The organism is Mesorhizobium sp. CNPSo 4670 (assembly GCF_057784235.1).
In genome coordinates, this window is the sequence record NZ_JBWJFQ010000020.1 from 109,770 (window position 1) to 135,991 (window position 26,222).

Genomic DNA, 26,222 nt, shown 5'->3' on the forward strand with positions numbered 1-26,222 from the left:
CTAGCCTCCGTAGACCAGTCCCTGCGGGTCGATCTCGGGCTTGCGGCCGGCGACTAGGTCGGCAAGGAATTTCCCCGAGCCGCAAGCCATGGTCCAGCCGACATGACCGTGGCCGGTGTCGAGATAGAGATTCTCGTAGCGCGCCTGGCCGATGACCGGCACGGAGTTCGGCATCATCGGCCGCAGGCCCGCCCAGAGTTCGGCCTTCTTCTCGTCGAAGGCGCCGGGGAAGAGATCCTTGCCGGTCCTGAACATGGCGGCGAAGTCGCTTGGCCTGTGGGTGCGGTCGAAGCCGGTGAATTCGGCGGTTGAGGCGAGCCGCAGCCGGTTGCCCAACCTGGAATAGGCAATCAGCTGGTCCTCGTCGGCGCCGCCCATGGTCGGACCCTTGCTCTCGTCCTCCAGGGGAATCGTCGCCGTATAGCCCTTCACGGGATAGACAGGCAGGTCGATGCCGTAATGGCGGCCGAGCAAGCCGCTTTCCGGCCCCATCGAGATGACCACGGCATCGCCGGCCACCGGTCCGGCCGAGGTCATCACCGCACCCACCCGGTCGCCCTCGATGGCCAGGCCTTCGACCGTCGTGCCGTAGAGAAATCTCACGCCGAGCTTTTCGGCGGCGTGGGCGGCGAGCTTTTCCACGAACTGCCGAGAATCGCCGGTCTGGTCGATCGGCGAATAGACGCCACCGGCGATCTTTTCCTTCACGCCGGCAAGACCCGGTTCGAGCTCGATCAGCCGGTCGCGGCCGACGACCTCGATCGGCAGGCCATGCTCGGCCAGATAGCGGTAATTGTCGGTGCCGGTGTCGAGACTGTGCTGCGAGCGAAAGAAATAGAGGATGCCCTTCTTGCGCTCGTCATAGCCGATCCCGGTATCGGAGGAGATGGCGTTGATGCAGTCGCGGGAATAGAGCGCCAGGCGCAGCTTGACCCGGCTGTTGGCGCGCAAGCGCTCTTTCGTGCACTGGCGCAGGAAGCGCAGGCTCCAGGCGAGGAAATAGGGATCGAATCGCAGCCGCACCTTGATGCCGAGATCATGATTGTAGAGCGCGCGCAGGAAGGTCTTCAGCGCCGCCGGAGAGGCCCAGGCGGTGGCGTCGCCCGGCGATACCAGGCCGGCATTCGACTGGCTGGTGCCCCGCGCCGGCGCCGGATGGCGCTCGATCACGGTGACCTCGTGGCCGTCGCTGGCCAGATAGTAGGCGGCCGCAGTGCCGACAACGCCGGCTCCAAGCACGGTTATTTTCATGCCATCCCCCAAAGCTCTTCGCGGCGCAGCGCCCCTGCCGTGAATGCCTTCAATAGCGCTTCGCTGGGCGCCTTGCGAGCCCTGAGGAGGACCCGGCTCAGCCCCGTGCGGAGTTCTTGCCGGTCAGAATGCGCTCCCAGGCGAGAGCGTCGGCAACGATCTGGTCGAGATCGTCGCGTTGCGGGGTCCAGCCGAGTTCGGCGCGGGCGAGATCCGAATTGGCGACCACCGCCGCGGCATCGCCGGGACGGCGAGCGCCCATCTTCACCTCGAAATCATGGCCAAAGGCGCGGCGCACGCTGTCGATGACCTCGAGCACCGAATAGCCATGGCTGTAGCCGCAATTGGCAACGAGGCGTGCGCCGCCGTCGCGCAGCCGCTGCAGGGCAAGGCGATGCGCCGCCGCCAGATCGCTGACATGGATATAGTCGCGCATGCAGGTGCCGTCCGGCGTCGGATAATCGGTGCCGAACACCTGCATGAATGGGCGCTTGCCGAGCGCCGTTTCGCAAGCGACCTTGATCAGATGGGTGGCGCCCGGCGTCGACTGGCCGGTACGGCCCTTCGGATCGGCACCGGCGACGTTGAAGTAGCGCAGCGCGGTGTAGCGGAGCCCATGCGCGATCGCCGCATCGCGCAGCATCCATTCGCTCATCAGCTTGGACAGGCCATAGGGCGATTCCGGCGCCAGGCGGGCATCCTCGCGCACCGGCTCCAGTCCGGCGCCGCCATAAACGGCGGCGGTCGAGGAAAAGATGAAATTGGGCACGCCCTCGCGCACCGCGGTTTCGATCAGAGTGCGCGTCTTGCAGGTGTTGTTCTCGTAATAGCCGAGCGGATCGGCGACCGATTCCGGCACCACGATGGAACCAGCGAAATGGATGATCGCGTCGACCTTGTTATCCCTGATGATCGAGCCGACCAGTTCCTTGTCGGCGACATCGCCGACGACCAGCTTTGCCTCGGGCGCCACCGCCCATTCGAAGCCGGTCGAAAGGCGGTCGAGAACGACCACGCTCTCGCCGGCATCCAGCAACTCCCAGACCATATGGCTGCCGATATAGCCGGCACCGCCTGTCACCAAAACTGTCATCCGCATCCTCGCATCTCAAGATTTATCGGAAACTGTCTCAAAAGCCGCCTTATTGGAAAGCTTGCCGCAGGGCCATACAAGACCAAAATGTTAAATCCGTAACAGTCTCTCCGGCTCAAGGCATCGTACTGAAACAAAGTTGATCCACATCAAGGGAATAGGCCACGATCCGTGGTCGTTAGGAACAGGTCCGGGGCGTGGCATTTTGACCAAATTGGCCCGGTGGACGACCAATGGGGCAATGATTATGATCCCGCGCAAAATTGGGAAGTCGACATGAACTATCAGCGGTTCTTCGAGGAAGCGATCGACCAGCTCCATGCCGAGCGTCGCTACCGCGTCTTCGCCGACCTCGAACGCATTGCAGGCAAGTTTCCGCGCGCCATCTGGCGTTCCAATGGCCGCGCGGAGGAAATCACCGTCTGGTGCTCCAACGACTATCTCGGCATGGGCCAGCATCCCGATGTCATCGCCGCGTTCCAGAATGCGGCGGGCAAGATGGGCTCCGGCGCCGGCGGCACCCGCAACATTTCCGGCACCAGCAACCCGCTGGTCGAGCTGGAACTGGAGCTTGCCGACCTGCACGACAAGGAAGCCGCACTCGTCTTCACCTCCGGCTTCGTCTCCAACGAAGCGTCGATCTCGACGATCGCGCGGCTTTTGCCCAATTGCCTGATCATCTCGGACGAGCTGAACCACGCTTCGATGATCGAAGGCGTGCGGCGCTCGGGGGCTGAAAAGAAGATCTTCCGTCACAATGACGTCGCGCACCTGGAAAGCCTGCTGCAGGCGGCGGGCCGCGAACGCGCCAAGCTGATCGTCTTCGAAAGCGTCTATTCGATGGATGGCGACATCGCGCCGATCAAACAGATCGTCGAGCTCGCCGAGCGCCACAACGCCATGACCTATATCGACGAGGTCCACGCCGTCGGCATGTACGGATCGCGCGGCGGCGGCATCACCGAGCGCGAAGGGCTGGCCGACCGCATCGACATCATCGAAGGCACGCTGGCCAAGGCATTCGGCACGCTGGGCGGCTACATCACCGGCACCAGTGCTGTCATCGACGCCGTGCGCTCCTATGCGCCGGGCTTCATCTTCACCACGGCATTGCCGCCGGCGATCGCCGCCGCCGCGACCACGTCCATCCGCCATCTCAAGCGCTCGCAGGCCGAGCGCGACGCGCAGCAGCGGCAGGCGACGCGAACCAAGCAGATCCTCTCGGCCGCCGGCCTGCCGGTGATGGAGTCGCCGACGCATATCGTGCCACTGCTAGTCGGCGACCCGGAACTCTGCAAGATGGCCAGCGACCGCCTGCTTGGCGTGCACGGCATCTACATCCAGCCGATCAACTATCCGACCGTGCCGCGCGGCACGGAGCGGCTGCGTATCACGCCGACACCGTTTCATTCCGATGTGCTGATCGCCGAACTGCAGGACGCGCTGGTCGAGACCTGGGATGCGCTGGGCATACCCTATGGCTCCGCTGGTCGCCCCTCCGTCGCCAAGAGCGACCGGATTATTCCACTGCTGGTGCCCAAGTCAGGCGGCTGAAGCCAGGCGGCGGAAGCCGCCGCCTTCTCAAACGCTTTTCATCCACTTCGCCAGCCGGTGCGCCGCTTCCTCGACCTGGTCGAGGCGGCGGTGGAAGCACAGTCTGAGGAAGGCTTCGCCACCGGGGCCGAAGGCCGTGCCGGGCGCCAGGCCGACATTAGCCTTGTCGACGATGTCGAAAGCGGCGGTGCGTGAATCGGTGATGCCGTCGACCGTGAAGAACAGATAGAACGCGCCCTGCGGCACGGTGAACCGGGCGCGGTCGGTAGCCCCGAGAATGCCGCAGGCCAGGTCCCGGGCCTTCCTCGCCCGCTCGACCTGTTCGGCAATGAAACCATCACCCTCATCAAGGGCGGCGACCGCGCCGCGCTGCATGAACTGGGCGACGCCCGAGTTGGAATACTGGATCAGGTTCTCGAACACCTGCTGCAAGGCAGGATGGGTCTTGATCCAGCCAACGCGCCAGCCGGTCATCGCCCAGTTCTTGGAGAAGCTGTTGACGAACAGGATGCGGTCTTCAGCCACCGCGATGTCGAGGAAGGACGGCGCCCGGCCATGGCCGTAGTGGAACAGCGAATAGATCTCGTCGGCGATGATCCAGAGATTTTTGGCGCGAGCAAGATCGAGGATCGTCTGCAAGGTCTCGTGGTCCGCGGTCCAGCCGGTCGGGTTCGACGGCGTGTTGATGAACAGCGCCTTGGTGCGCGGCGTGATGGCCGCCGCGATCTTCTCGACGTCGCATGACCAGCCATTGCCGGAGTGATCGAGCGTGACCGGCACCGGAACGGCTCCCGAAATCGCCGCGGCAGCGTCGAAATTCGGCCAAGCCGGCGACAGATAGACAACCTCGTCGCCGGCGCCGGCGAGCGCGTCGAGCGCCAGCTGAATGGCATGCATGCCGGACCCGGTGACGATGAACTGTTCCTCGGGGAAGGTCTTGCCGAAGTGCCTGGCAAAGTAGCGGGAAAGCGCCTGCCTGAGATCGGGGATGCCTCTTTGCCAGGTGTAGAACGTTTCGCCGCCGGCCAGCGCCTTCGACGCGGCATCGGTGATGAAAGCAGGCGTCGGCAGGTCACCCTCACCGGCCCAGAGCGGGATCATGCCCTCGCGCAGGCGGCCGTAATTGACGACGGCGACAATGCCGCTTTCGGGCGCCGCACGGGCTTCCGCGCGCAAGCTGTCGAACAAGGTCATGGCGGGTTCGTTCCAATCTCGAGCGTCAATCAGCGCTCCATACCAGATGCGAAAACAGAAAACCCGGCCGCAAACGACCGGGGTTTTGGTCCAGCAAAGCCGCCCGAGAGGTTAGCGCTTGGCGAGCAGGTCGCGAATTTCGGTCAGGAGCGCAACATCGGCGGGCGGCGCCGCCGCAGGTGCCGCAGGCTTCTCGGCCTCAAGCCGCTTGCGCAGGTTGTTCACCGCCTTGACCATGAGGAAGACGATGAAGGCGAGGATGAGGAAGTTCAGCACCGCGGTGATGAAGCTGCCATAGGCGAAAACAGCGCCTTGCTTTTTGGCGTCCGCCAGCGCGGTGGCGTTGACTGCCGAGGACAGTCCAAAGAAATAGTTGTTGAAGTCCAGTCCGCCGAAGATCGCACCGACAATCGGCATGATGACGTCATCGACCAGCGAAGTGACGATCTTGCCGAAGGCCGCGCCGATAATGACGCCGACCGCAAGGTCCATCACATTGCCTTTGGAAATGAATTCCTGGAATTCCTTCAGCATTCGACCCTCCTTGTCATGACCGGCCGCTCTGCCGTTCCGTCCTTTCGGCATCGACCTGGGGGCAACATAACAAAAACCTGGGGTTGCAACATGGGCAAAAGGGAGAAGCAACCGGTTTCTCCTTACCTTGCGAAACCTCGGGCGTCAGCTTGGTTGCTGTCTGAATGTCGCTACCATGCTTCCAAAGCCGCAATGGACTCGGACGCCAAGCTGTGGTTGCGTTCGGACAAGCCGGAAAAAAAAAGACGGCAAAGGAGGAAATTCCAGGCGTGCAGGGCTTGTTCATCGTCATCATCGCGATCGCCTATGTGACGCTGCTGTTCGCCATCGCCAGCCTGGGCGACCGCCGCTCGGCGATATCCGGGCCGAGCCGGGCGCGGCCGTTCATCTATGCGCTCAGCCTCGCCATCTACTGCACGTCCTGGACCTTCTTCGGCTCGGTCGGCCTCTCCTCAGAGCGTGGCCTCGAATTCCTCGGCATCTATACCGGCCCGGTGCTGGTGTTCCTGTTCGGGTTTCCGCTGCTCAACCGCATCGTGCGGCTGGCCAAGACGGAGAAGATCACCTCGATCGCCGACTTCCTCGGCGCCCGTTATGGCAAGAGCTTCACCGTCTCGGCGATCGCGACGCTGATCGCGACCATCGGCGCGGTGCCCTATATCGCGCTGCAGTTGAAAGCGATCTCCGGTTCCGTCAGCCTGATGGTCGAACATTACACCGGATCGCCACCCTCCTTCGATCCGTTCGTCAGCGACATCTCGCTGGTCGTTGCCATGCTGCTGGCGCTGTTTGCGGTGCTGTTCGGCACCCGCCATGCCGATGCCACCGAACACCAGGACGGGCTGGTGCTGGCGGTGGCGGTCGAGACCGTGGTCAAGCTCGCCGCTTTCCTGGCGATCGGCCTGATGGTCACCTTCCTGATCTTCGGCGGCCCTGGCGACATGTTCGACAAGTTGGCGCAGAACGCACAGGTCCGGCAGGCGATGGGCTACAACACCTCGCTTGCCACCTGGCTGGTGCTGACTTGCCTGAGCGGCTTTGCCATCATCATGCTGCCGCGGCAATTCTACGTCACCATCGTCGAGAACCGCGGCGAGGCCGAGTTGCGCACCGCGACATGGGTGTTTCCGCTCTATCTGGTGGCGATCAATCTGTTTGTGCTGCCGATCGCCTTTGCCGGCCTGTCGCTGGTCGGCACCGGGACCAGCAGCGATCTTTACGTGCTGTCGCTGCCTTTGTTCAGCGGCCATGATCTGCTGGCGATGGCAGCCTTCATCGGCGGCCTGTCGGCTGCAACGGCCATGGTGATCGTCGAAAGCGTGGCGCTGTCGATCATGATCTCCAACGACCTCGTCATTCCGCTGTTCGTGCGCCGCCTGCTCAAGACCTCGACCTCCGAGGATGAAGACTGGTCGACGCTGATCCTCAATGTGCGGCGCGGGGCGATCTTCATCCTGCTGTTCATCGCCTTCCTGTACTACCGCGAGAGCACCAACAGTGCGCGCCTGTCGTCGATCGGCCTGATGTCGTTCGCGGCCATTGCCCAGTTCGCGCCGGCACTGATCGGCGGGCTGATCTGGCGTGGCGCCAATGGACGGGGTGCTGCACTCGGCATGGTCGCCGGCATCCTCATCTGGGGCTACACGCTGCTGCTTCCATCGCTTGCCGCACCCGACACCGACATCATCGCGCACGGGCTGTTCGGCTTCGAGGCGCTGCGGCCGCAGGCGCTGTTCGGCACCGTCGCCGAACCGCTGAACCACGGCGTGTTGTGGAGCCTGTCGATCAACGCGGTGTTCTTCGTGCTCGGCTCCCTGTCGCGCGCGTCGGTGCCGTTGGAGCGCATCCAGGCGTCGATCTTCGTGCCGCGCGATGCCGGGCCGATGCCCAGCCTGCGCCGCTTCCGCACCGCCATCACCGTCAACGACCTCAAGGACACGATCTCGCGCTATCTCGGCGTCGAGCGCACCGAGCGCTCCTTCCAGTCGTTCGAAAAGACCAACGGCGCCTCGCTGCACGGCAAGGAGCAGGCGAGCATGGACGTCATCCGCTTTTCCGAGCAGCTGTTGGCCAGCGCCGTCGGCTCTTCCTCGGCACGGCTGATCCTGTCGTTGCTGTTTCGGCGCCACGACCGCGAATCCAGGGATGCCTTCCGGCTGCTCGACGACGCAACCGAGGCGCTGCAGCACAATCGCGACCTCTTGCAGATCGCGCTCGACCAGATGGAGCAAGGCATCACCGTTTTCGACCGCGATTTCCGCCTGATCTGCTGGAACCGTCAGTACCGGGCGCTGTTCGACCTGCCCGACGAGATGGGTCAGGTCGGCGTCTCGCTCGACCGCATCCTGCGCCATCTTGCCGAGCGCGGCGACATTCCATCGGACCAGCGTGTGGCGATGCTCAACCGGCTCACCAGCTTCGTCAGTCCGTGGCAGATGGAGTTGAAGACCAGCGGCCGCATCCTGGAGCTGCGTTCCAACCCGATGCCGGATGGCGGCATCGTCGCCACCTACGCCGACATTTCCGGACGCGTCGAACAGGACCTGGCGCTGAAGCGTGCCAATGAATCGCTGGAGCAGCGCGTCAAGACCCGCACCATCGAGCTGACCCGCGTCAACGAGGAGCTGGCGCAGGCGCAGATGCTGGCCGAGGAGGCAAATCTCGGCAAGACACGCTTCCTTGCCGCCGCCGGCCACGACATCCTGCAGCCGCTGAACGCCGCCCGGCTCTATTGCTCGTCGCTGATCGAGAAGGCCGGCAAGGGGCCTGCCGGCAAGGCAGCGGTCAACATCGAATCCTCGCTGGAATCGGTCGAAACCATTCTCGGCGCCGTGCTCGACATCTCCCGCCTCGATGCCGGCGCCATGAAGCCGGACGACACCGCCTTCCACCTCGACGGACTGCTGCGCCAGATCGGCAATGATTTTCGGCCGCTGGCCGCCGAAAAGAAACTCGACCTGACGATCATGCCGTCGTCGCTGACCGTGATGACGGACCGCAACCTGCTGCGCCGCCTGATCCAGAATCTTGTCTCCAACGCCATCAAATACACGCGCCACGGCCGTGTGCTGGTCGGCGTTCGGCGACGTGGCGACCTGGCCGAGATCCAGGTGATCGACTCTGGCATCGGCATCGCCGGCGACAAGTTGAACACCGTCTTTCACGAATTCACCCGGCTGGACGAAGGCGCTCGCGAAGCCGAGGGCCTCGGTCTCGGCCTTTCCATCGTCGATCGTATCGCCCGGGTGTTGCGCCTGGAGATCCGGATCTTTTCCAATCCGGGCAAGGGTACGCGCTTCTCCGTCATCCTGCCGGTCGCCGCCGTGCAGGAGCCGCGACGCGAGATCGAAACCAGGGCCCCTGCCCGCGCGACAGCTTCGCTGGCCGGCCTGCATGTGCTCTGCATCGACAACGATGCCCGCATCCTCGAAGGCATGCGGCTCCTGCTCGAGGGCTGGGGCTGCAATGTCGACACGATATCAGGCTCGAGGGATCTGGCGGGTTCCACGATGCACCGCCCGGACATCGTCCTTGCCGACTACCATCTCGATGGTGAAACCGGCCTCGACATCATCGTCAGGCTGCGCGCGATCCATGGCGACGCGCTGCCGGCCGTGCTGGTCACTGCCGACCGCTCCAACGAGGTGCGCGCGGCCGCGGGCGGGCTCGAGGTTCCGGTGATCAACAAGCCGCTGAAACCGGCGGTGCTGCGTTCGATGATGGCCAGGGTCAGGCCGCTGGCATCGGCGGCCGAATGACGATTCCGACGAGACCCGCGTGTCAGCCGGCCGGCTGAAACGGGTCGCTGCCGATCTTGGACAGCAGGATCACTGCCTGGGTGCGGCTGTCGACGCCGAGCTTCTGCAGGATGGCCGAGACATGTGCCTTGATCGTCGCCTCGGAGACCCCGAGCTCATAGGCGATCTGCTTGTTGAGCAGGCCCTCGGCGAGCATGCCGAGCACGCGGGTCTGCTGCGGGGTCAGCGCCTGCAGGCGCTTGATCAGGTCGGAAATCTCGGGATCGCGCTCGACGCCGAGATCGATGCCGACGGGCGCGGCAATGTCGCCGGCAAGCACCGACTGCACGGCGTCGCGGATCTCCTCCATACTGGCCGACTTGGAGATGAAGCCTGAAGCACCGAGATCGAGCGCACGCCTGATGGTCGCCGGATCGTCATGCGCCGAGACCACGACAAGCGGCACCGCCGGATGGATGCCGCGCAGCGAGATCAGGCCGGAAAGGCCGCTGGCGCCCGGCATCGACAGATCGAGCAGCACCAGATCGACATCTTCGTTAGCCACGACCAGCGCCTTGGCGCTCTCGAAATCACCGGCCTCGTGGATTGCCGCGACATTGCCGATGCCGGCGAGCGCTTCGCGCAGCGCACCGCGAAACAGCGGGTGATCGTCGGCGATGACGAAAGAATAGCCTGACGGCAAATGTCCCTCCCCGAATCCCCGATGATTTTTGCTTTTTCCGGGACCAGTTGGACGATTATGGGGGGCTGCGCGCTGTTTTCAAGCCGCAAAGCCAGCGCGCCGCGTTTTCCCTGTTTCGAGCCCTCAGGTCTTCTGCGAGTTGAGCTGGGCGCCGTTGTCCTTGTCCATATCCTTGACGATGCCCATGAAGCCACGCAGGAAACGCTCCATGTAGCTCATCGTCTTGTTGAAATCCTCCTCGCTCGGCAATTGCGATTCGAGGCGGGCGGAGAGCGAATTCTCAAGCTTGGTGACGCGCTCGTCCATCGCCTTCATCGAGGTCTGGAGGCGGTCGACTTCGTCCTGGAAAGCTGCGCGTTCGTCAGCCGCCATCTTGCAGACGAGTTGGCCGGAGCGTTCCTCGCAGATCGACATCGCACCGGTCTGCGTATCCATGCGGACAAAGCCGTTGTCAGACTTTTCCAGCCGGTAGCGGTCGGTTTCTTCCGAATAAGCTGTAGCCGCGACCAGCGAAACGAGCGCGGCGGGGATCAAGATGTGCTGCAGACGCATGTTGTCCTCCATGGCCAAAGCCTGATTTATCGCATGTTTGCGCCGGAAATGGGGAAGACCCTTGGCGCGGTCTTTCCCGATTGGCTGGTTCGGACTATAGCGCAACCATGTCTCAGTTTATCTACAAGATAACCCCGGAAGCGCCTTGGCGCGAGGCCGAAGCCAATGGCTGCTTCACCGGCGCGCCGATCGATGTTGCCGACGGCTTCATCCATTTCTCCACGGCAGGGCAGGCCAAGGAAACGGCGGCGAAGCATTTTGCCGGCCAGACCGGCCTCCTGCTGGTCGCCATCGACGGCTCGCGTCTGGGCGCCGCGTTGAAATACGAGGTCTCGCGGGGCGGCGCGCTGTTTCCGCATCTCTATGGCGTGCTGGACCTGAAAGCTGTCCTTTGGGTCCGACCGCTTCCGCTTGGCGTCGACGGTACCCACCAATTCCCGGCACTGGAGGCCGAATGAGCGTGCTCGACAGGCTCGGCCAGAAACTGCTGTTCACATTCGATCCGGAAACCGCGCATGGCATGTCGATCGCGGCGCTGCGATGCGGCCTGCCGGTCGGCGCGCGGGCAACGCGCGATGTGCGGCTGAAGGTGACGGTCTGCGGCCTCGATTTCCCCAACCCGCTCGGCATGGCGGCCGGCTATGACAAGAACGCCGAGGTGCCCGATGCGCTGCTTGGGCTCGGCTTCGGCTTTGCCGAAGTTGGCACCATCACGCCGCTGCCACAGGCCGGCAACCCGAAGCCGCGGATCTTCCGGCTGACGGCGGATGAAGCGGTGATCAACCGGCTGGGCTTCAACAATGAAGGCCACGCGGCCGCCGAAAAGCGCCTCGCTGCCCGCAAGAGTCGCAGCGGCATCGTCGGCGTCAACATCGGTGCCAACAAGGACAGTGCCGATCGCATCGGCGACTATGAGCGCGGCGTCACCCGCTTTGCGCCCTACGCCAGCTATCTGACGGTCAACATCTCCTCGCCCAACACGCCGGGCCTGCGCAACATGCAGGCGCGCGAGCAGCTCGGCGAGTTGCTGTCACGCGTCACGGCCGCGCGCGCCGCTGCAACGGCACAGCCGCCGGTCTTCCTCAAGATCGCGCCGGACCTGGTCGAGGCCGAGCTGGAAGACATCGCCGCCGAGGTGACCGAGAAGCGGATCGACGGTGTCATCGTCTCCAACACCACCATCTCCCGGCCAGGGCTGCGCAGCGGCGACGCCGCGCGCGAGACCGGCGGGCTCTCCGGCAGGCCGCTGTTCGAACGCTCGACCATCGTGCTGGCCAGAATGCGCAAACTGCTCGGGCCAGAGCTTGCCATCATCGGTGTCGGCGGCGTCGATTCGACCGACGCGGCGCTGGAAAAGATCCGAGCCGGCGCCGATCTCGTCCAGCTCTATACCAGCATGATCTATGCCGGCCCCGCACTGCCCGGCCGGATCGTCGCCGGGATGGCACGCTTTGCCGAAACGGGGCGACTCACATCCATTCGCGAGTTGCGCGACGGCCATCTCGATCAATGGGCGTCGAAACCGCTCAGCTGAACGCCGTCCGCAGTCGCAGCCGCAAGATCGTCAGCAGGCTGAAGCCGCGCGCGAGCAGGAAGACGTGCAGCGCCGCCCACAGGCCATGGTTGCCGAAGGCGGGCGTCAGGGTGAGCAACGCGACTGCAAAGACCAGGAACGACAGCAGCATCATGTTGCGCATGTCACGCGACCAGGTCGCGCCGATGAAGACGCCATCCATCTGGAAAGCCAGCACGCCGCTCAACGCAGTGAACGCTGCCCACGGCAGGTAGATATCGGCCACTGAACGGACCTCCTCCGCCGTCGTCACGAGAGCGACCAGATCGGCGCCGGCCAGCAGCAGCACCAGGGTCGCCGCGCCCGCCAGCCCGAACCCCCAAAACAAGGTGAGCCGCACGGCCTGCCGGAACGGTGTTGCCGCACGTGCGCCGACGGCACGGCCTGCCAGCTGTTCGGCGGCGGTGGCAAAGCCATCGAGGAAATAGCCGGCAACGAGAAAGAAGTTCATCAGCACGGCGTTGGCGGCCAGCGTCACCGTGCCGAACTGCGCACCCTGGCGGGTGAACAGCGCGAAGGCGGCGAGCAGCGAGAACGAACGGATCATGATGTCGCGGTTGAGCGACAGCATGCGCAGGAAGGCAGCCATGTCGAGCAGGCGGTGGCGTGGCAAGGACGGGGTCGCCCGGAATCGGCGGACCACGATCGCCAGGCCGAGCAGCATGGCGAGGAACTCACCGGCGACGGTTGCCCAGGCGACGCCGGCGACGCCCCAGCCAAGCTTCAATCCAAGCAGGAAGCAGAGCGCGATGTTGATGCCGTTCAGCACCAATTGCAGCATCAGCCCGAGCCCGCCCTCGCCACGGCCCAGGACATAGCCGAGGATGGCATAGTTGATCAGCGAGAAGGGGGCTGCGAGCATCCTGATGTGGATATAGACGGCCATCGCCTCGCTGACGCGCGGTTCGGCGCCCATGAACTTTTGCCCGGCTATGGCGACCAGGGGCGCAAGTGCCGCGAGCACAATGCCGGCGACAACCGCGATCAGCACGGCGCGCCAGAACACCGCCTGTTCCTCCAGTTCGTCGCCGCGCCCGAAAGCCTGGGCGACGAGGCCGGTGGTGCCCGAGCGCAGGAAATTGAAGGTGGTGAAGACGACGTCGAAGATCAACGAGCCGGCGGCAAGGCCGCCGAGCAAGGCGGCGTCGCCGAACTGGCCGACAACCGCCGTGTCGACCAGGCCAAGCATCGGTGTCGTCAGATAGGCAAGCGTCATCGGCACCGCGATGGCGAGCACCGAACGATTGGTGACGACAAAGTATCTGGCGTCGGCTGGGGTTGCATCCTTGTCCAAAGGATTGCTGCCTTGCTGATTGCGGCTTGATCGAACAGCCGGTGTGCCCCATTTTGCCGGCATCGCGCAATCACCCATCCCGTGACGGCCAACCGAATCCCCGGCCTGGCGCGAGCCCGCCGGATCCAGTTCATGCCCCTGCAGATCGTCCACCATCCCGACTACGACGCCGGCTTCGCCGTCAACCATCGCTTTCCGATGAGCAAATATCCGCTGCTGATGGACGCCTTGCGCACACGCGGTCTGGGCGGGCCAGGCGCGCTCAACACCACCGAACCGGCGCCGGCATCATGGCTGAAGCTTGCCCATGCGGCGGACTATGTCGACCAGGTCATCAGCTGCTCCGTACCTGAAAAAATCGAGCGCGAGATCGGTTTTCCGGTTGGCCCACGGGTTTCGCTGCGCGCGCAGCTTGCCACCGGCGGCACGGTGCTGGCGGCGCGGCTCGCCTTGCGCCACGGCATCGCCTGCAACACCGCCGGCGGCAGCCATCATGCGCGGCGCGCGCAAGGCGCCGGCTTCTGCACCTTCAACGATGTCGCTGTCGCCGCGCTGGTCCTGCTTGCCGAGGGCGCCGCACAAAACATCCTGGTCGTCGACCTCGACGTGCATCAGGGCGACGGCACGGCGGACATTCTCGCGGATAATCCGCGCGTGTTCACCTTTTCCATGCATGGCGACCGCAACTACCCCGCGCGCAAGATCGCCTCAAACCTCGATGTCGCGCTGCCCGACGGCACAGGTGACGCTGCCTATGTCGAAAGGCTCGCCGCCCTCCTGCCGGAACTGTCTGACCAAGCGCATTGGGACATCGTCTTCTACAATGCCGGCGTCGACGTCCATGCCGAGGACAGGCTTGGACGGCTGTCGCTATCGGATGACGGCCTGCGCGCCCGCGACGACATGGTGATCAGCCATTTTCGCACGCTGGGCATTCCCGTCTGCGGCGTCATCGGTGGTGGTTATTCAACCGATGTGGCTACGCTCGCCGCTCGCCACGCCGTCCTGTTCGAGGTGGCGTCAAGCTATATCAGATAATCCTTTTGCGCATGATCTTGTCCGAAAACCGGTTCCCACTTTTCGTGATCATGCTCTACTTCCGGTAGCTGGCGATCCTGAGCAGGATGAAGGCCGGGACGACGATCGCCGCACCCAGCAGGATGTAGCCGAGAAAGCGATCGATGGCGTGGAAGCCGAGATTCCAGAGATCGGTGAAGAACTTCCGGATGCCATAGAACACGTCCATCGGCGACCAGCCGAAGGCATTCATGACCAGGCCGACGAGGAACGACACCACAAGCAGCTTCAGGATCACCCTGAGCGGCGAGTCGCCGAGAAAGCGCGTCAATGCGGACAAGGCCCGTCTCCCCGATTGTGGTGCCCAGACTCCAGGGCGTCGGCCCAGACATACGCACTTGGCTTCCCGGCTTCAAGCCGACGGGTTTGGATGCCGGTTCGTTCGTAACCGTGGCTGCTGGCGGCAGAAAACACAGTCCGCCAATGGCCGTGATCGGGCCCGCTGGCTTATCTGTTTTCTAACCAATTGCCGCTATTCCCAATCGAATAGCGGGAGCAAGGCATTTGGTGGAGATGGAGAAAAACACCGCGCGACGCGCCGTCATGCTGTCGGTGGTCGTCCCATGCTACAATGAGCTGGATGGGGTGGCCGAACTTCATCGACGGGTGACGGCCGCATGCCTGGAACAGGGATCCTCCTATGAGATCGTGCTTGTCATCGACGGCGCGACAGACGGTACGCGCGAGGCCATCTTCCAGTTGGCGGAAAAGGACGACCATGTCGTCGCAATCGACCTTGCCCGCAACTACGGCCACCAGATCGCGTTGAGCGCGGGGCTCGAATTCTGTCGCGGCCAGCGCATTCTCATTCTCGATGCCGACCTGCAGGATCCGCCTGAACTGCTCGGCGCAATGATGGCGAAGATGAATGAAGGCTTCGATGTCGTTTACGGCCAACGGCAGAGCCGCGACGGGGAAAGCTGGTTCAAGCTCGCCTCCGCCTCGATGTTCTATCACTTGCTGCGCCGCATGGTCGATGTCGAGATCGCTTCGAATTCAGGGGATTTCCGGCTGATGAGCCGCCGCGCGCTCGACCATCTGAACGCGATGCCCGAACGCTACAGGTTCATTCGCGGCATGGTGAGTTGGATCGGACTGAAGCAGGTGGCCTTCCCCTATGAACGGCATCGGCGCTTTGCCGGCACCACCCACTATCCCCTGAAGAAGATGGTTCTTCTGGCGGTCGACGCGATGACCAGCTTTTCCATCGCGCCGCTGCGGTTCGCCTCGCTGCTTGGAATGTTGTTCGGGCTTCTGGGCCTGGTCGTGCTCGGCTACACCCTGGTCGAATGGTCGGTCGGAAACGTGTTGCCCGGCTGGACCAGCCTTGCCGCGATCGTGCTGATCCTCGGCAGCGTCCAGCTTATGGTGCTTGGTATCTTCGGCGAGTATCTCGGGCGCATGTACATGGAGACAAAGCGGCGGCCGCTTTACTTCGTCAACGAGATCGTTTCGCGCAGCCAGGCAGCCGAGGACAAGGATCTGCCCGTCCACCGCCTGCAGGAGATGGCAAAGAGGGCCGCACGTGCTTGAGGCGGAGTTCGACCAGTTTGCACGGGAATACCAGGAGCAGCATGCCGCCAGCATAAGGCTGAGCGGCGAAACCCCGGACTTCTTCGCCAAGTACAAGATCGACGACATCGCCGCGACGCTGAGGCGGGCTGGCGTGAAACCGCGACGGATACTCGACTTCGGCGCCGGTGTCGGCAACTCGCTCGGCCATATGCGCAACGCTTTTCCGGACAGCGAGATCACCTTGCTCGATCCTTCGCGGGAATCGCTCGACATCGCCAGCAAGCGCTTCCCCGGCCAGGCCGCCTTCACGCATTTCGACGGCGAGACAATTCCCTTTGCCGACGGCAGCTTCGACCTGGCTTTCGCGGCCTGCGTCTTCCACCACATTCCCGAGGACCTCCAGGTCGGACTGCTCGCTGAGATTGGCAGGGTGCTGGCCGGTGGCGGCAGCTTCTTTGTTTTCGAGCACAATCCGTGGAACCCGCTGACCACGCACGCGGTGAGAAATTGCGCCTTCGACGAGAACGCTATTTTGATCAATTCGCACGAGATGCGCAGGCGCATGGCCGAGGCGGGTCTTGCCAACACCCGGATCATCTACCGGATCTTCTTTCCTCGGCCGCTTGCGCGGCTGAGGCCGTTCGAGCGTTTCCTCACCAAGATTCCTGTCGGAGCCCAATATTTTGCGCATGCGGTCAAACCTGCCGTTTGACTATCCGAGGATGCTGCGATTTGGCGTCGTCGGTCTGTTGAACACGGCGCTGGGCTACGCCGTCATTCTGGCCGGACTTGCGCTGGGTCTTGGCGACATCGTCGCCAATGCCACTGGCTTTGGCGCCGGCCTTGTCCTCGGCTTCTTCCTCAACCGCCAATGGACCTTCACCCGCGCCGATGGCTTCCGGTCAGGAACCCTGTTGCGATATGGGGGCGTCTTCCTGGTCGCCTACAGCATCAATCTGGCAGTCGTGATCGTCGCCCGCTCAGGAGGCATCACCGAAAGCCCCCTGGTTCACCTCGCGGGAATCTGCGTCTATTCGGTTGTCTTCTACCTCGGTTCGGCTCACTTCGTGTTTGTCGGGCGCGGAGGTCGCAAAGACGATGAAGCCGACCGGAACCTTCCGATGGCCGGTGGGTCTCGGCGGATGCCGACCAGTCGAAATCCTTGAACCAACTGTCATCGGAAGCGATTGGAGGCGGCGCCATGAACAACGCTCAGGCCAGTGCGGGCGCGGCAACGTACGATCAGCGTATCCGACTGATATTCTGCCTGTTCACCGCCTGTATCATGGCGGCGGTGCTGGCCGCCTTTGCCCCTTCCATCCTGCAGGATCCCGACAGTTGGTGGCAAGTGAAGGTCGGACAGGATCTCCTGGCGAGCCGGACATTTCCGACAGTCGACCCTTATTCCTACACGTTTGCCGGCCAGCCATGGATCGCCAAGGAATGGCTGGGGCAGGTCCTTTTGGCTCTTGCCTATCGGGCGGGAGGCTGGAACGGCGTGGTCACCCTGATCATCGCCATGATTTCCCTGACGGTTTTCCTGATGGGGTGGTTTCTCAGCACATGGCTGAAGCCGATCCTGTCGATTGCGCTGGCCTTCATCGCAATGGCCCTGATAACCCCGATCTTTACGGGGCGTCCACATATCTTCACTTTCCCGATCATCGTCGTCTGGACGGCGATGCTGTTTCGTGCGGCATGGGAAGAACGGGCGCCACCCTGGTGGCTGCTTGTGCTGGTTGTGTTGTGGGCGAACCTGCACGCCACCTTCACCTTGAGCTTCGTTATCGCAGCTTTCGCCGGTCTCGATCTGCTGACGCGCACAGGTCTCACAAAACCGGCCCTCGTGGCGAAATGGATCGCATTCGGGCTGCTTTGTCCGCTGGTCAGCCTGATCCACCCGTATGGCGTCCAGGCTATCCTGGCGACCTTCGCCGTGGCCTATGGCAACGAGGCGGTGTCGCTGATCGCTGAATGGCGGCCGTTCAATGCGCAGGATCTCGTTGTCCAGGAAGTTGCTATGCTGGCGGCGCTGTTCGGGCTGCTGGTGTCACGGTTGCGAATTGGCTGGGCCAAGGCGCTGTTCATTGTCTTTACCTTGCACGCCTTTCTCGCCCATCTGCGATTCATGTATCTGTTCTTCCTCCTGGTTCCGGTGGTGATCGCGATGGAGGTCGCACAGCAATATCCCTCGCTTTCGGCCACCGCATGGCTGGCTGAAAGGCGCGACGGGCTGGAACAATTCTTCGCCAGGCGGTTTTACGCGATCTGCGGCGCGGCAGCTGTTTTGGTCATCGGCGCGGTAGCCGTGTTCGGCAGTGTCTATCAGGTCGCGCCGAGCCCGAAGACGTCGGCCAGCGGGGCGCTGGCGTTCGCCGAAAGCCATCATCTGTCCGGCAACGTGCTGAATTCCTACAATTTCGGCGGCACGCTGATCTTCCACGGGATCAAGACCTATATCGACGGTCGGACGGACCAGCTGTTCCTGGGCGGTTTCACAAAAGCCGATGACGAGACGGGACACAGCAACGGCAAGCCGCTTCTCGAAGCCCAGCTGAAGAAATACGCGATAGGCTGGGCGCTGATTGCAGCCGACGACAGTCGCATTCCTTTCTTCGACCAACTGGGCTGGAAGCGGGCCTATTCGGACGATGATGCGGTGATCTACCTGCCCGGCGCCTGATCCCGCCGCGCCGGCGCGGACCGGCCTCGCCAGCATTCGATCTGGCATATGCCTTGACACTTATGTTGCGGTGCAGCAAAGTTGCACCGCAGAGGATAGGCATGTGACACCGACGAGCCGGAATTTTTTGCACCAGCGGGACATCGCCGTATGAGCGGCGTCTTGAGCTCGCAGAACCAAAGCCTCCGGCCGCGGCGCGCGAGCCTGCCCGGATGAACTATAGGCGCGATATCGATGGCCTTCGGGCCGTGGCGGTGCTGCCCGTCCTGCTCTTCCACTTCGGCGTCTCCGCCATTCCCGGCGGCTTCACCGGCGTCGACATCTTCTTCGTCATATCGGGCTATCTGATCAGCGGCAGCCTGCTCGACGATCTCGAGCGCGGCCAGTTTTCGATCGGTCGCTTCTATTGGCGCCGCGCACGGCGCATCCTGCCGGCGCTGACCTTCGTCATCCTGCTCGCAAGCATTGCGGCCTGGTTCATCCTGCTGCCGTCGGACCTACACGAATTCAGCTTGAGCGTGATCGCCGCCTCGACCTTCTGGTCGAACATCTATTTCTGGAAGACGACGAACTATTTCTCCATCGACGCCGAACTGCGGCCACTGCTTCACACCTGGTCGCTTTCGGTCGAAGAGCAGTACTATATCTTCGCACCGATCCTGCTCTATTTGATCTACCGATATGTCTCGAAGCGCTGGCTGACGGTACTGCTGCCGATCGCCATCGGCAGCTTTGCCGTAGCGGTCATGGCAACCTCACTGGCGCCGACCGCCGGCTTCTATCTGTTGCCGACGCGCCTCTGGGAACTGGCGCTTGGCGCCATGCTGATGCTGAAGAAGCCACCGGCGCTTGCCAACCGGTTCGCGATGGAACTGATCGGCCTCGCCGGTTTTGCCCTGATCGCCTTCGGCTTTCTAACGATTTCGGAGAGCGACCCGTTTCCGGGCTACAATGCCTTGTTCCCCTGCATCGGAACCGCCCTGCTCATCTATGCGGGCCACGATCACCCCGGCGCCGACAGGCCGGCACCTCTTGCGACCCGCGTCCTTCGGTTCGCGCCGCTGGTCTGGGTTGGCCTCATTTCCTATTCTCTCTACCTCGTTCACTGGCCCATCAACTCATTCGTCCACTATCTCTCGCTGAAAGCCATCGGCGTGCCGACGGTCATCGCTATGATGGTGGCCAGTTTCGCCCTGGCGACATTTTCCTGGAAATATGTCGAGCAGCCGTTTCGCCGGAAACGGGCGTTCACCGCCCCATTGCCGATCTTCGCCTTTTCGGCGACGGCGATCGTCCTGCTCTGTGTCGGCGGCTTGGCCGGCGCGCTCGGCGGTGGTTTTCCGCAACGGTTCCCGGACTTCTCGACCGAGCCGATCCGGGTCGGCGACTGGCGCAACGGCGTCTGTTTCAACGAAGGGGCCCGCATCGACACCTGGAACCTCGCCGACTGCACCCGCACGCAGGGCTTTGCCACCAACGTGCTTTTGTGGGGCGATTCCTTCGCCGCGCACTATGTTTCGGGACTCGACGCCAACGCCCAGAAAATCCAGGCCAATGTCATCCAGTACACCTATGCCGGCTGCCCGCCCGACCTCACCTATTTCTCCTATGCCCGGCCAAGCTGTACCCTTTTCAACGAACGGGCCCTGTCGATTATCCGCGACGCCAACATCCGGGCGGTGATCCTGAGCGGCCGATGGACCGACTACCAGGTCAGAGGCTTCGATGGCCTGCAAAAAACGATCGATCGGCTTCGCGACATGGGCGTCAAGGTCTATGTCATCGGCCAGTCGCCGGAATTCATCGCCGACGTCCAGAAGATCGCCTTCTTCGCAAGGCGGGAGCATGTCGGGAATACGTCCTGGCCGACGGCGATGGATCCGGGGATCAACAAGCGGGTGCTGCCGTTCGCCAAAGGGGCGACATTCATAGATCCGCTGGCATATCTGTGCGATGCGGCCGGCTGTTCGTACGCCGATGCCGACAGCAGGCAATTTCTCTACTTCGATTATGGCCACTTCTCTTCCGCCGGCGCGACATTGGCCATCTCGAAGTACTGGCCAAGCTTTGCCGCCGCCAACAAGGTCGCCAAGGCAAGATAGCAATCGCAGGCGGGCACTCGGGGAACCGGCCGCGGCCTGCGGTGTGAACGCCGCTTTGCGATTGCCCGAAGGCCAATCCGCATGGTATCGAGGGCTCGCGCGGGTATGATGTAATGGTAGCTTGTCAGCTTCCCAAGCTGAACGCGAGGGTTCGATTCCCTCTACCCGCTCCAGCTTGCCCTACAAGGGATCGAGTTTGATCCGGCCCGCTTGGCCGAGAGGCTGTTTTACAGCAGGTTTTACAGGCTATGTTCTCTTTCTGGCCCCGTCGAGCTTGAGGATGCGTTCCTTGATCGCTGCCTGCCTGCCGACGTAACGCCGGATAATTCGCGCCACGTGCTCCTCCTCCCACGCCATCAACTCGGCAATCTCACGCTCTGTCAGGCCGTCGACGTAGAACTTGGTCGCAGCTGTGCCTCTGAGATCGTGGAAGTGCAGGTCATCGCCTTTCGGCCATGCGATCTTTTTCGCGTCGGAGAACGAACTGGCCAAACCGTTGACAGTCCACGGGCGCTTCTTGCTACTGGTCAGGATGATCGGTGAGCGCTTCGGTATTCTTCCGAGGACGTCTCGCAGTTCCTGGTAGAGCGGAATGATGGCTTCGCGCTGATATCTGCTTTTGCCGGTCGTGATGATTATGGCGTCCTCACTGACATGGGACCAGGATAGGCGGACGAGATCGCCGACGCGAAGGCCGGTATGTGCAGCCAAGTCGACGGCGTGGGCAATCTCGGCCGAGCACGTTTTCTTCAGGTGCATGATGTTCCCGTCTGTCCAGATGATTTCCGAGCGAGAGCCGCTGTAAAGCTGCTTGATCCCTTCGCAAGGGTTCGAGGCAATCTTGCCGAGTGGATCAACAGCGTATGAGAGCACGCGCGAGAGCACTTGCATCCCGTAGTCGGCTGACCTGGGCGTCTCGACGAATGTCGCTCGCCATCGACGGATCACTGGCCTGATCTTGTCCGGTCGATCGAACTGGGCGATGCGCAGTTCCCCGAAATGGCCGGCGATCCGGTCGAGCCAGGGACCCCAGTTGCGTCGAGTGGAATCGGCAAGTTTCTTGTAGTCGGCGCTGGCTCTGTAGAGCGCGACCAGTGAACGGAACCGACCGCTGTCCGCTGACTGACGATTGGCTATCGCCTCATTATAGGAGGCGAGAAATTCTGGTGATCCAGGCACGCCGGCGAGGCGTGGACCGCCCCGCCAGGCATACCAGTAGGTTCGGCCTTTGGCCTTGACCTGGTGTAGGCCTTTGAGTTCAAGCGTGACCATGCTTTGCCTCGAACGCCGCGAGCTCGCGGTCGAGTTCGTCGGTGACTTCGTAATCCACCGAGCCAGCTTGGGCCTGAATACCGGACTGGTTATCAAGCACACGGTCGAGCGCCCTGCGATCCCAGACTTTGCGGCCAAGGAGCTGGACGGGTTTGGGCATTTTCCCGATGCGGACGAGCTTGTCGAAGTGCGTCGGGCTGACGCCGACGTAGGATGCTGCTTCCTTGCGATCGTAGCCACGGCGGACATCAGGGGAGAGAGGGTGAATAAGGCCGACAGTGATTGCCATGCGGAGGTCCTTTTGTTTGATGTAGCTATTATAGCAATCGCCGGGCGGGTTGTTTGAGGCAAACGCGAGATTCCGACCGACAGATCCTCAAGGACTCCGAATGGATGGGCGGCTGAAGCTTGCGACCAACTCCGGTCTGTCTTCGAGTTCGCCGGCTCCGCCAGGCAGGAGGGTGCTCCCCGCCCTGCCAAGCTCCCTCAACTATTAGCTAGGCTTCACGCTGAAATCAGCGGGAGCCGTCTAGCAGTTATATACAGCTTGCCCGCAGGGAGCTGACGAACAAAACATGGCTGCAGCCAGAGAGGATTGAACTCTGAGTTGTATCAATAAAATCAATTACTTACTGGATATTTTGTAACATTGTGACGCACTCTAGAATGGACGAAAAATCCGTCATTGCTTACGGCGCAGATGGACCTGCGGGCTGCGAAGTGCTGTTGTGCCCGATTGTCATGCATCATCGAACGTGTCCGGGAGAAGAACGGTGTTGAAGGGCATTGATCGTGTCTTGTCGGCTGAAATGTTGCTGGTCCTGATGTCGATGGGCCACGGCGACGACATCCTGGTTTGCGACGTGAACCATCCGGCTGTGACGATAGCAAAAGAAACGACCTACGGGCGGCTTGTCGACATGCCCGGCTGCGATATCCCGCGCGCCGTGGAAGCCATTCTATCGCTGATGCCGCTGGATACGTTTGTCGCCGCGCCGGTGAAACGAATGAAAGTTGTTGGCGATCCCGACCAGGTCATGCCACTTCACCAACGTATACAGGAACTGGTTGACGGCCTGGAGGGCCGGCCTGTGCTGTTCGAAGCTCTGGAACGCTTTGATTTTTATGCCGCAGCGCGAGCTTGCTTCGCTGTCGTGCGAACCTCCGACCCCGGTCCTTACGGATGCTTCATCCTACGCAAGGGCGTTATTTAACCCATAGCATCGAGCACTTTAGCGCCTACGGGCTGCCCTCGAGGCTGGAGCTGCACCTCCGGCTGGCCGCATATCTCAAATTAAAATCGTCGCGCCACTTGACGACTTCACAAAATTAGTATTTGTTGTGATGCAGTTCACAAGGCGATTTCACATGACTGCTTCTCGTTTCGCAACGCGCCTAAACTCCTTCGGCTCAGCCCCGCAGCTGTTCTGGCCAGATCTGAAAACCAAGCCGACCATGATGCAGATGGTCGAAAGAGCCGCAACCGCCAAGGGGTTGACGGATCTGGACCTGAATTATCCCGACCATGTCGGCGACGATCCCAGAGCGTTGGCGCGGCGAATTGGAGGCCTTGGTCTCAACATCAACGGCCTGGCCATGCGCTATTACACTAACCCGGGTTTCAAGAGAGGCGCCTTCACAAATCCTGATGAAGTTGTAAGGCGAGAGGCGATCGACCTCACAAAGCGCGGCATCGATGCAGCGCGCGAGATGGGTGTTCATCTCATGACTGTCTGGCTCGGCCAGGACGGGTTCGATTACAATTTCCAGCTTGACTACAAGCAGGCCTGGGACTGGGAGGTTGCAGGCATTCGCGAAGTCGCGGAACACGATCCCGAATGCCGGATCAGCATCGAATACAAGCCCGATGAGCCGCGTGCCCACAGCCTGCTGCGCGATGCCGCTACCACCTTGCTGGCTATAGCCGATGCTGGCGCTCCAAACCTTGGAGTGACGATGGATTTCGCGCACTCGCTCTATGCCGGTGAGCAGCCGGCATTCGCCTCGCATCTCATTCACCGCCGTAGCAAGCTGCTGGGCGTCCACCTGAACGACGCCTACGCCAAGCGTGACGATGGCCTCATGGTGGGCTCGGTGCATCTGCGCTCGACACTCGAGCTGCTGCGCCAGATTCGCCATGACGGCTACAGCGGCGCGCTCTATTTCGACACGTTTCCCGATGTCAGCGGGCTCGATCCGGTTGCGGAATGTGAGGCCAATATCGCCACCGTCAACCGATTGCTCGCAATCGTTGACCGCCTCGATGGCAGCAACCAGCTGAGCGACGCCATGGCCAGCCAGGACGCGGTCGCGAGCCAGAGAATCGTCAACACGGCATTGATCGGCAGCGCCTGATCGACGTTCGCCAGCCGGCGGCGCAATGACCGGCTTTTAGCAGGAGGAAGTTTGATGTCTTTACGCATGAAGTCCCTTATTGCCGGCTGCGCTTTTGCGCTTCTGGGCAGCTACGCTCACGCTCAGGATCTGGCGCCGCTCAACTCCGACACGGAGAAGGATCGCATCGACTGGTCGCAGCTGGAGTCCAAATTCGGAGCCGTTCCGGCAGCGGCTGCAGGCACAAAGATCGGTGGTGTTTCGAAAACCCTCACCAATGAATACTGGCGCAGCCTTGGTGAAGGCTATGCGGCTTACGCCAAGAAGGCCGGTGTGGAGGTGGTCTATCAGGCTGCTTCCAGCGAAGGAGACCAGCTTGGCCAGCTATCGACAGCCGAGACCCTGATTTCGCAGGGCTTCAACGCCCTGCTGTTCTCGCCGCAGACCGACAACAATCTGCAGCCGGCGATGGAAGAGGCCGAAGGCAAGGGCATCCCGGTCATCAATGTCAATGACGCCGTCATTCCGAGTGCCAAGCACTACGTTGGCAACGTCCAGCGCGACAACGGCGTGCGCGTGGCAAAATGGTTCCTAAAGAACCGGCCACAGGGCGGCAAGGTAGCCGTGATCGAAGGCCAGGCCGGCGTTTTCGCGGCAGGCCAGCGGACCAAGGGTTTCAGCGAGACCATCGCCGAGGGCGGCAAGTTCACGGTGGTCGCGAGCGTTCCCGGCAATTGGGATCGCCAGCTAGCCTACGATAATGCAGCCACCATTCTCCAGCAGAACCCGGATCTCGTAGGCTTCTACGCTAACAATGATGGCATGGCTCTGGGCGTCGTCGAGGCGGTCAAGGCCGCGAAACTGCAAGACAAGGTCGTGGTGTTCGGCACGGATGGCATTTCGGACGCCTACGCCTCGATTAAGGCCGGCGAACTGACGGGCACAGTCGACTCATTCCCCGTCCTAACCGGCGAAGTCGGTGTGGAAGTTGCCCTGCGCCTGTTGGGCAAGCAGGCGCTTCCGCGCGTCGTCTCAACCCCACAGGCGCTGATCACCAAGGACAACGTCGATACCTATGCGGTCAAGGGTGATGAACTGCGCAAGGTGTTGCTCGCTCAGCCGGCAGAGTGAGCCACAGGGCCCGGCCCGGGGGTGCCGGGCCCTATTCCACCCAACTTGTTTCCGGGAGGAGAATTTTGATGGACGATCCAGCCTATCGGCTCAAGCTGACCAACATTGGCAAGAGCTTTGGACCCGTGCGTGCGCTCGATGGCGTCGACATGGAGGTCAAACGCGGCACGGTTCATGGGTTGCTCGGCGAAAATGGCGCTGGCAAGTCGACGCTGCTGAACATCCTCTCGGGAGTCTTCCAGCCGTCCTCGGGATACGTCGAGGTCGATGGTGTTCGGGTTGCCGGCCACGGTCCCGTGGCCACGAGACGAGCCGGCATCGTGATGATCCACCAGGAATTACAGCACGTTCCGGAACTGACTGTTGCGCAGAACATGTTTCTAGGCCGTCCTGTAAAGACGGGCGGTTTGTTCGTGGCGCGTCGCATCCAGGAACGAGCCGCCGCGGAAGCGTTGGCGCCACTTGATCCATCCATAGACCCGTCCGTGCCAATCCGCACCCTCAAGGTCGCACAACGGCAGATCGTCGAGATCGCCCGCGCCATGATGGAAGACGCAAAAGTGCTGGCAATGGACGAGCCAACATCGAGCCTGACGCCGGCGGAGTTCGAGCGCCTGGCGGTT

General features: G+C 62.3%; 24 protein-coding genes and 1 tRNA gene. 15 read left to right on the forward strand and 10 right to left on the reverse strand.

Annotation, left to right across the window (positions count from 1 at the left end; translation table 11 throughout):
- Together AC0ZT5_RS27585 and galE are read right to left on the reverse strand one after the other, a co-directional pair.
- Nucleotides 1-1,251, reverse strand: coding sequence for a D-amino acid dehydrogenase (locus tag AC0ZT5_RS27585; RefSeq protein ID WP_488498998.1), 1,251 nt, complete (start codon nucleotides 1,249-1,251; stop codon nucleotides 1-3).
- Between the two features lie 97 nt (nucleotides 1,252-1,348).
- A complete protein-coding gene (gene galE / locus AC0ZT5_RS27590; protein ID WP_488498999.1) occupies nucleotides 1,349-2,344 on the reverse strand; it encodes a UDP-glucose 4-epimerase GalE in 996 nt (331 codons plus the stop codon).
- A 276-nt stretch (nucleotides 2,345-2,620) separates the two neighbouring features.
- Here galE and hemA point away from each other — a divergent pair, with 276 nt between their 5' ends.
- Nucleotides 2,621-3,898: a 5-aminolevulinate synthase gene (gene hemA / locus AC0ZT5_RS27595; protein ID WP_488499000.1), complete on the forward strand. Its 1,278-nt coding sequence runs from the start codon at nucleotides 2,621-2,623 to the stop codon at nucleotides 3,896-3,898.
- Nucleotides 3,899-3,925: 27 nt separating this feature from the next.
- Here the strand turns inward: hemA and AC0ZT5_RS27600 are convergent, their stop codons facing one another.
- Both AC0ZT5_RS27600 and mscL read right to left on the reverse strand, forming a co-directional pair.
- Nucleotides 3,926-5,092 (reverse strand): pyridoxal phosphate-dependent aminotransferase, encoded by a 1,167-nt coding sequence (locus AC0ZT5_RS27600; RefSeq protein WP_488499001.1) that lies wholly within the window; start codon nucleotides 5,090-5,092, stop codon nucleotides 3,926-3,928.
- A 111-nt stretch (nucleotides 5,093-5,203) separates the two neighbouring features.
- Nucleotides 5,204-5,626 (reverse strand): large conductance mechanosensitive channel protein MscL, encoded by a 423-nt coding sequence (gene mscL / locus AC0ZT5_RS27605; protein ID WP_488499002.1) that lies wholly within the window; start codon nucleotides 5,624-5,626, stop codon nucleotides 5,204-5,206.
- Between the two features lie 269 nt (nucleotides 5,627-5,895).
- Between mscL and AC0ZT5_RS27610 the strand changes: the two genes are divergently transcribed.
- The gene (locus AC0ZT5_RS27610; protein ID WP_488499003.1) at nucleotides 5,896-9,384 is read left to right on the forward strand and encodes a PAS domain-containing hybrid sensor histidine kinase/response regulator; all 3,489 of its coding nucleotides are present in this window, start codon (nucleotides 5,896-5,898) and stop codon (nucleotides 9,382-9,384) included.
- 22 nt (nucleotides 9,385-9,406) lie between these two features.
- Here AC0ZT5_RS27610 and AC0ZT5_RS27615 read toward each other — a convergent pair whose 3' ends face one another.
- Both AC0ZT5_RS27615 and AC0ZT5_RS27620 read right to left on the reverse strand, forming a co-directional pair.
- Complete coding sequence (locus AC0ZT5_RS27615; RefSeq protein WP_488499004.1) at nucleotides 9,407-10,066, reverse strand: response regulator transcription factor; 660 nt, start codon at nucleotides 10,064-10,066, stop codon at nucleotides 9,407-9,409.
- Nucleotides 10,067-10,189: 123 nt separating this feature from the next.
- Nucleotides 10,190-10,618, reverse strand: a complete 429-nt coding sequence (locus AC0ZT5_RS27620; protein WP_477289856.1) for a hypothetical protein — start codon at nucleotides 10,616-10,618, stop codon at nucleotides 10,190-10,192.
- Nucleotides 10,619-10,725: 107 nt separating this feature from the next.
- Between AC0ZT5_RS27620 and AC0ZT5_RS27625 the strand changes: the two genes are divergently transcribed.
- Together AC0ZT5_RS27625 and AC0ZT5_RS27630 are read left to right on the forward strand one after the other, a co-directional pair.
- The gene (locus tag AC0ZT5_RS27625; RefSeq protein WP_488499005.1) at nucleotides 10,726-11,076 is read left to right on the forward strand and encodes a DUF952 domain-containing protein; all 351 of its coding nucleotides are present in this window, start codon (nucleotides 10,726-10,728) and stop codon (nucleotides 11,074-11,076) included.
- Nucleotides 11,073-12,152, forward strand: a complete 1,080-nt coding sequence (locus tag AC0ZT5_RS27630) for a quinone-dependent dihydroorotate dehydrogenase (RefSeq protein WP_488499006.1) — start codon at nucleotides 11,073-11,075, stop codon at nucleotides 12,150-12,152. Before AC0ZT5_RS27625 ends, AC0ZT5_RS27630 begins: the two co-directional genes overlap by 4 nt.
- Here the strand turns inward: AC0ZT5_RS27630 and AC0ZT5_RS27635 are convergent.
- Complete coding sequence (locus AC0ZT5_RS27635; protein ID WP_488499007.1) at nucleotides 12,145-13,485, reverse strand: MATE family efflux transporter; 1,341 nt, start codon at nucleotides 13,483-13,485, stop codon at nucleotides 12,145-12,147. The two genes, AC0ZT5_RS27630 and AC0ZT5_RS27635, sit on opposite strands and share 8 nt — an antisense overlap.
- 132 nt (nucleotides 13,486-13,617) lie before the next feature.
- On the opposite strand from AC0ZT5_RS27635, the gene AC0ZT5_RS27640 reads away from it, so the two are divergent.
- A complete protein-coding gene (locus tag AC0ZT5_RS27640; RefSeq protein WP_488499008.1) occupies nucleotides 13,618-14,523 on the forward strand; it encodes a histone deacetylase family protein in 906 nt (301 codons plus the stop codon).
- 55 nt (nucleotides 14,524-14,578) lie between these two features.
- Here the strand turns inward: AC0ZT5_RS27640 and AC0ZT5_RS27645 are convergent, their stop codons facing one another.
- Nucleotides 14,579-14,842, reverse strand: a complete 264-nt coding sequence (locus AC0ZT5_RS27645) for a DUF6460 domain-containing protein (protein ID WP_095082235.1) — start codon at nucleotides 14,840-14,842, stop codon at nucleotides 14,579-14,581.
- Nucleotides 14,843-15,075: 233 nt separating this feature from the next.
- Here AC0ZT5_RS27645 and AC0ZT5_RS27650 point away from each other — a divergent pair, with 233 nt between their 5' ends.
- From AC0ZT5_RS27650 to AC0ZT5_RS27675, 6 genes are all read left to right on the forward strand, one after another.
- Nucleotides 15,076-16,095 carry a glycosyltransferase family 2 protein gene (locus tag AC0ZT5_RS27650; protein ID WP_488499009.1) on the forward strand — a complete coding sequence of 340 codons (1,020 nt, stop codon included), beginning with the start codon at nucleotides 15,076-15,078 and terminating at the stop codon, nucleotides 16,093-16,095.
- Entirely contained in the window at nucleotides 16,088-16,789 is a 702-nt protein-coding gene (locus tag AC0ZT5_RS27655; RefSeq protein ID WP_488499010.1) for a class I SAM-dependent methyltransferase, read from the forward strand. The genes AC0ZT5_RS27650 and AC0ZT5_RS27655 overlap by 8 nt, the downstream gene beginning before the upstream one ends.
- Nucleotides 16,790-16,799: 10 nt before the next feature.
- On the forward strand, nucleotides 16,800-17,243 hold the full coding sequence (locus AC0ZT5_RS27660) for a GtrA family protein (RefSeq protein WP_488499011.1): 444 nt from the start codon (nucleotides 16,800-16,802) through the stop codon (nucleotides 17,241-17,243).
- A 35-nt stretch (nucleotides 17,244-17,278) separates the two neighbouring features.
- Nucleotides 17,279-18,760 carry a hypothetical protein gene (locus tag AC0ZT5_RS27665; protein WP_488499012.1) on the forward strand — a complete coding sequence of 494 codons (1,482 nt, stop codon included), beginning with the start codon at nucleotides 17,279-17,281 and terminating at the stop codon, nucleotides 18,758-18,760.
- 212 nt (nucleotides 18,761-18,972) lie between these two features.
- Nucleotides 18,973-20,862 (forward strand): acyltransferase family protein, encoded by a 1,890-nt coding sequence (locus AC0ZT5_RS27670; RefSeq protein WP_488499013.1) that lies wholly within the window; start codon nucleotides 18,973-18,975, stop codon nucleotides 20,860-20,862.
- A 99-nt stretch (nucleotides 20,863-20,961) separates the two neighbouring features.
- Nucleotides 20,962-21,035, forward strand: a tRNA-Gly gene (locus tag AC0ZT5_RS27675).
- Nucleotides 21,036-21,108: 73 nt separating this feature from the next.
- Here AC0ZT5_RS27675 and AC0ZT5_RS27680 read toward each other — a convergent pair.
- Nucleotides 21,109-22,134, reverse strand: a complete 1,026-nt coding sequence (locus tag AC0ZT5_RS27680) for a tyrosine-type recombinase/integrase (RefSeq protein WP_488499014.1) — start codon at nucleotides 22,132-22,134, stop codon at nucleotides 21,109-21,111.
- Nucleotides 22,121-22,423 carry a helix-turn-helix transcriptional regulator gene (locus AC0ZT5_RS27685; RefSeq protein WP_488499015.1) on the reverse strand — a complete coding sequence of 101 codons (303 nt, stop codon included), beginning with the start codon at nucleotides 22,421-22,423 and terminating at the stop codon, nucleotides 22,121-22,123. The genes AC0ZT5_RS27680 and AC0ZT5_RS27685 overlap by 14 nt, the downstream gene beginning before the upstream one ends.
- Nucleotides 22,424-22,907: 484 nt before the next feature.
- Here AC0ZT5_RS27685 and AC0ZT5_RS27690 point away from each other — a divergent pair, with 484 nt between their 5' ends.
- From AC0ZT5_RS27690 to AC0ZT5_RS27705, 4 genes are all read left to right on the forward strand, one after another.
- Nucleotides 22,908-23,348 carry an RbsD/FucU family protein gene (locus tag AC0ZT5_RS27690; RefSeq protein WP_488499016.1) on the forward strand — a complete coding sequence of 147 codons (441 nt, stop codon included), beginning with the start codon at nucleotides 22,908-22,910 and terminating at the stop codon, nucleotides 23,346-23,348.
- A 154-nt stretch (nucleotides 23,349-23,502) separates the two neighbouring features.
- Entirely contained in the window at nucleotides 23,503-24,489 is a 987-nt protein-coding gene (locus AC0ZT5_RS27695; RefSeq protein ID WP_488499017.1) for a sugar phosphate isomerase/epimerase family protein, read from the forward strand.
- A gap of 54 nt (nucleotides 24,490-24,543) precedes the next feature.
- On the forward strand, nucleotides 24,544-25,599 hold the full coding sequence (locus AC0ZT5_RS27700) for a sugar ABC transporter substrate-binding protein (protein WP_488499018.1): 1,056 nt from the start codon (nucleotides 24,544-24,546) through the stop codon (nucleotides 25,597-25,599).
- A gap of 68 nt (nucleotides 25,600-25,667) precedes the next feature.
- A partial coding sequence (locus AC0ZT5_RS27705) for an ATP-binding cassette domain-containing protein (protein ID WP_488499019.1) occupies nucleotides 25,668-26,222 on the forward strand: 555 nt, incomplete at its 3' end.

What these genes read in the sequence shown, in the direction of transcription:
- AC0ZT5_RS27625 (WP_488499005.1), top strand. Translation starts at nt 10,726, where the DNA reads ATGTCTCAGTTTATCTACAAGATAACCCCGGAAGCGCCTTGGCGCGAG.
- AC0ZT5_RS27670 (WP_488499013.1), top strand. Translation starts at nt 18,973, where the DNA reads ATGAACTATAGGCGCGATATCGATGGCCTTCGGGCCGTGGCGGTGCTG.
- hemA (WP_488499000.1), top strand. Translation starts at nt 2,621, where the DNA reads ATGAACTATCAGCGGTTCTTCGAGGAAGCGATCGACCAGCTCCATGCC.
- AC0ZT5_RS27585 (WP_488498998.1), bottom strand. Translation starts at nt 1,251, where the DNA reads ATGAAAATAACCGTGCTTGGAGCCGGCGTTGTCGGCACTGCGGCCGCC.
- mscL (WP_488499002.1), bottom strand. Translation starts at nt 5,626, where the DNA reads ATGCTGAAGGAATTCCAGGAATTCATTTCCAAAGGCAATGTGATGGAC.
- AC0ZT5_RS27640 (WP_488499008.1), top strand. Translation starts at nt 13,618, where the DNA reads ATGCCCCTGCAGATCGTCCACCATCCCGACTACGACGCCGGCTTCGCC.
- AC0ZT5_RS27700 (WP_488499018.1), top strand. Translation starts at nt 24,544, where the DNA reads ATGTCTTTACGCATGAAGTCCCTTATTGCCGGCTGCGCTTTTGCGCTT.
- AC0ZT5_RS27685 (WP_488499015.1), bottom strand. Translation starts at nt 22,423, where the DNA reads ATGGCAATCACTGTCGGCCTTATTCACCCTCTCTCCCCTGATGTCCGC.
- AC0ZT5_RS27600 (WP_488499001.1), bottom strand. Translation starts at nt 5,092, where the DNA reads ATGACCTTGTTCGACAGCTTGCGCGCGGAAGCCCGTGCGGCGCCCGAA.
- AC0ZT5_RS27660 (WP_488499011.1), top strand. Translation starts at nt 16,800, where the DNA reads ATGCTGCGATTTGGCGTCGTCGGTCTGTTGAACACGGCGCTGGGCTAC.
- AC0ZT5_RS27630 (WP_488499006.1), top strand. Translation starts at nt 11,073, where the DNA reads ATGAGCGTGCTCGACAGGCTCGGCCAGAAACTGCTGTTCACATTCGAT.
- AC0ZT5_RS27650 (WP_488499009.1), top strand. Translation starts at nt 15,076, where the DNA reads ATGGAGAAAAACACCGCGCGACGCGCCGTCATGCTGTCGGTGGTCGTC.
- galE (WP_488498999.1), bottom strand. Translation starts at nt 2,344, where the DNA reads ATGACAGTTTTGGTGACAGGCGGTGCCGGCTATATCGGCAGCCATATG.
- AC0ZT5_RS27695 (WP_488499017.1), top strand. Translation starts at nt 23,503, where the DNA reads ATGACTGCTTCTCGTTTCGCAACGCGCCTAAACTCCTTCGGCTCAGCC.
- AC0ZT5_RS27680 (WP_488499014.1), bottom strand. Translation starts at nt 22,134, where the DNA reads ATGGTCACGCTTGAACTCAAAGGCCTACACCAGGTCAAGGCCAAAGGC.
- AC0ZT5_RS27620 (WP_477289856.1), bottom strand. Translation starts at nt 10,618, where the DNA reads ATGCGTCTGCAGCACATCTTGATCCCCGCCGCGCTCGTTTCGCTGGTC.
- AC0ZT5_RS27665 (WP_488499012.1), top strand. Translation starts at nt 17,279, where the DNA reads ATGAACAACGCTCAGGCCAGTGCGGGCGCGGCAACGTACGATCAGCGT.